Source organism: Draconibacterium sp., assembly GCF_041583095.1.
Taxonomy (GTDB): domain Bacteria; phylum Bacteroidota; class Bacteroidia; order Bacteroidales; family Prolixibacteraceae; genus Draconibacterium.
Genome location: NZ_JBFHGM010000376.1, coordinates 1 through 3,897, shown reverse-complemented (window position 1 = coordinate 3,897; position 3,897 = coordinate 1). Strand labels below are relative to the sequence as shown.

The following is a 3,897-nucleotide window of genomic DNA, read 5'->3' as shown; positions in this document are numbered from 1 at the left end:
TCGGGATACCAGGATTCGAACCTGGGACCCCCTGCTCCCAAAGCAGGTGCGCTAACCGGACTGCGCTACATCCCGAAATATATAATGCGGAGAGGGGGGGATTCGAACCCCCGGTACAGTTACCCGTACGTCAGTTTAGCAAACTGGTGGTTTCAGCCACTCACCCACCTCTCCAAAAGTGAATATCCTTGCCAAATTTTAATTCGCTTTTCAGCGATATTATTAAAACTTATCCCCCAATACATTTTTTGAACGTCGTTGCTTTGTTAAAGCGTGTGCAAAAGTAGAAATTGTTTTTACACTGGCAAAGAAAAATGAAAAAAAATGGCAAAAAAAATTGAATTCCTGTTTTGCGGTGTAAACGAATGGCGATAGGGGATTGAGCCGTTTAAACTTGTTTTTTTTGTGCGTCTTTTTATGTGGTTAAAAACCAGATAGTTTCATTGGGTGCTTCTGGAAAGTTGATAGGTGGCTTATAAAAATGGAGTGGTTTGTTTAATATTCTGTTTTTATAGATTAAACAAAATAGTTTTTGGTCTGTTTATTAACTCGTAGAAACTAGAAATAGAAATTATGAGTTACAGAGAAGAAATAATATTTACCAATACCGGAAATGGAAGGAATGGTAAAACAAACGGACATGATAATCATGAGACAATAGGCGATAATCATATTGCAACTTCAATTGATACTCCAATGCGCGCCGATGCTTTTGAGCTAAGCGATGAAAGAAAGATGGAAATTATTGAAGAGAAGTTTCGCGATATAATGGAAACAATGGGACTCGATTTGAATGATGATAGTTTGAGTGGAACCCCACATCGTGTGGCCAAAATGTTTGTGAAGGAAATATTCAACGGATTAAACCCTGCCAATAAACCGAAAGTCTCTGTCTTCGAAAATAAATTCAAATACGGCGAAATGCTGGTGGAAAAGAACATCAACATGAATTCGACCTGCGAGCATCATTTTTTGCCGATAGTAGGAAAAGCACACGTGGCTTACATTTCATCGGGCGAAGTGATTGGTTTGAGCAAAATAAACCGTATTGTCGACTATTTTGCCCGTCGTCCTCAGGTGCAGGAACGTTTAACTGTGCAAATTGCCAACGAGCTAAAATCAATACTTAAAACCGATGATGTGGCAGTTGTACTCGATGCCAAACACATGTGTGTATCATCGCGCGGAATTCAGGATGAAAGCAGCAGTACTGTTACTGTCGAGTATTCCGGTAAGTTTAAAGACAAAAACGTTCGCGAAGAGTTTCTGAAATATGTAGAACTTTAAGCCTTATCTTTTATGTCGAAAGCCATCAGCACCTGACCATGGCGCTGGTATAAAACACCGTTTTTAATTATCGGGTGCGAGAAATGCTCCTTTGTTCCCCGAGTAATTTTAAAATCACTGATCGGATTCATTTTTCCGGTTTCATTGAAACCAACTAATGACAATGTTCCGTTTTGACCATAATAGTATAGCAGATCATCGGCTGCAATAACAGCGCCCCAACCCAATTTTAGTGAGTCGCTAAGTTCGCCAGTTGTGGCATCAATACTTCTGAAAAACTTTTTCGAGGTGGCACTACCGTATAAATGGCCGTCAATTTTTACAATGCCGCCCATATAACTGTCGAAACCTTTATTCCGCCACACTTCTTTAATGGCTGTTCCATCCTCCGAGAGTTGAAGTTTTACACCGCAATTTCCATCTCCGGCAGCGTAGTAAATACTTCCGTCCTCGTAAATAACACAGTTGCTATGTGTATCGCCCATACCCGGCTGACGTTTATCCACCGGTACATTATCCTGTGCATGTGTCCACAACAATTCACCTGTCTCAGCATCAAACCCCATCATATTATAAGCAGAGAACGTAACGAAAATGTGGCGTGTTGGTAGTTTGATAAGTGTTCCTGGATTGTAGCCCGATCGTTCGCTGTGCCCAGGATTACTCCACAGCAACTCGCCTGTAAAACGGTTTAAAGCAACCACATTGTACTCTTTTCCACCGGGAGTCCAGAATACTTTGTCGCCATCGATAAGAGGCGCTTCCGAGTGCCCAAATCGCGGGTAAATACCTTCAAAATCTTCCACAAAACGTTTTTCCCAAACCAATTCACCATTCGAGCGTTTCAGGCAAAATAAATTTCCCATTCCCGAACCAACATAAATTAAATCGTCAACAACAGTTGGCTGAGAGCGCGATCCCGGATAACTGCTTACCCATTCTTTGCCGATTGCTACTTCCCATTTTTTCTTCCCGTTTAAATCGATACAGAATAAAGTGGCAGTGCTGTCGATAGCTCCGGTTATAAAAATCTCATTGTCGGTTATTGTGGGCGTGCCATATCCATCTCCAATTCCTTCAACATACCACAGTTCGGCAGGTCCTTCTTCCGGCCACTCTTTTAGAAGATCTGGCTCGTTAAAAATCCCTTTGCGGTCTTCGCCGCGCCACTGGTAAATCTCGTTTTTGTTCGGACTACAAGAAAAGGCTATAAGGCAGATGAAAAGCAGGTACAAATTCTTCATAACGGTTATTTCGGTTTTTATGAAATAAAAGTAAAAGTAAGGGTCAAATAATTACAGTTTTATGAAGAATTTTCAGGCTTTACCTTCAAAATATGTTTTCTGCATGGTGATAACTGATTTATGAAAATCAGGAAATCTTTTCCAAAGGTCTTTATCACAGTTTTTTAGTTGCTTGCACTGAATGCAGGAGTCGAACTGTTTATCGATGGCGCACGCCCGAACCGTACAATTGGTAAGAACCACACCGGCCGGCTTATCCGAATTTTTACACCCGAAACAAAATATCTTTTCAGCCTCAAATGCAATACCGTAATGCTCTTCTATTTTCCATTGTTCGTAAGCTTTTTTCTTTAGTTCAACATCATTTTTTTCTGATGCCTCCAGAAACTGACAATCGGCAGGGCAGGTATAGCCACAATAGTTCAGTTTTTTTGGATCGGGTAGTTCATTCTCAGGAAAAGTAAAAGCTGAAAGTTTGCCGGAGAGCAAAATAGCACAGCCCGTTACAGAACTGTTAATGATAAACTGCCGGCGGTTGGATTGATTAGTCATAACTATTGAATTTTGGTTTACTAAGTTATGACAACTCATCATTGGAACACCCTTACCCGGGCGAATATTTTTGGCTGAAAATTATCTGGTATATCAGATTGAGGTGTTATTTGAAATAAGAATATACCTCGTCATAACCTTTCATTTCCATTACATCAGCACGCATTTTTGCCGCTCCCGGAAACGAATTGAGATAAATTTTATAGAAGCGTTTCAGGATATTGAAATTTTTGTGTGGACTCCAGGTTTGCTCAAAAAGCCGGGTGTGTTCAAGTAATTTGGCAATCCGGTCTTCCATCGAAATGTCTTCCTTTTCGGGATTAAAAAACCAGGGATTATGGAAAATTCCACGACCGATCATTACGCCATTCACGCCGGTTTGGTTTACGCGGTCAAGTCCTTGTTGGTACGACATAACATCGCCGTTACCATGAACCGGAATGTGTGGTTTTAAGCTGTTTTTAAGTTGAACGGCTTTGGCAATTTCTTCCCAGCTGGCATCGCCGTCCGATTGCATGCGTTGCGTACGGCCGTGTAAAATAATAGCTGCCGGATCAACCTCCAGTAAGTTGGCAATCCAGTTTTCGGTGATGTGCTCTTTTATACCGGTGCGGGTTTTTACACTAACGGGCAGGTGAGTGCCTTCTTTTGTGGCCAGAATTATTTCTTTAGCACGTTCCGGTTCGCCGATTAAAGCACTGCAGGCACCAATTTTAAACACCTTTTTTACCGGACACCCCATGTTTATATCGATGCCATCGAAATCGTAATTTTCGGTAATGTATTTGGCAATGTTGTGATAAATTTCCGGGTT

At 41.3% G+C, this 3,897-nt stretch carries 4 protein-coding genes and 2 tRNA genes; 1 reads left to right on the top strand and 5 read right to left on the bottom strand.

All coding sequences use genetic code 11. The annotated features are described in order from the left end of the window. Window positions 1-75: transfer RNA gene (locus ABZB17_RS21315), tRNA-Pro, on the bottom strand. Window positions 76-87: 12 nt separating this feature from the next. Then, window positions 88-174, bottom strand: a tRNA-Ser gene (locus ABZB17_RS21310). A 399-nt stretch (window positions 175-573) separates the two neighbouring features. Here ABZB17_RS21310 and folE point away from each other — a divergent pair. Further along, window positions 574-1,287 (top strand): GTP cyclohydrolase I FolE, encoded by a 714-nt coding sequence (folE, locus tag ABZB17_RS21305; protein ID WP_372653457.1) that lies wholly within the window; start codon window positions 574-576, stop codon window positions 1,285-1,287. Here the strand turns inward: folE and ABZB17_RS21300 are convergent. From ABZB17_RS21300 to ABZB17_RS21290, 3 genes are all read right to left on the bottom strand, one after another. After that, entirely contained in the window at window positions 1,284-2,531 is a 1,248-nt protein-coding gene (locus ABZB17_RS21300) for a PQQ-binding-like beta-propeller repeat protein (protein WP_372653454.1), read from the bottom strand. The two genes, folE and ABZB17_RS21300, sit on opposite strands and share 4 nt — an antisense overlap. A gap of 72 nt (window positions 2,532-2,603) precedes the next feature. Then, window positions 2,604-3,083, bottom strand: coding sequence for a DUF3795 domain-containing protein (locus ABZB17_RS21295; protein WP_372653452.1), 480 nt, complete (start codon window positions 3,081-3,083; stop codon window positions 2,604-2,606). 106 nt (window positions 3,084-3,189) lie between these two features. Continuing rightward, on the bottom strand, window positions 3,190-3,897 hold a 708-nt coding region (locus ABZB17_RS21290; protein WP_372653449.1), incomplete at its 5' end, for a tRNA dihydrouridine synthase.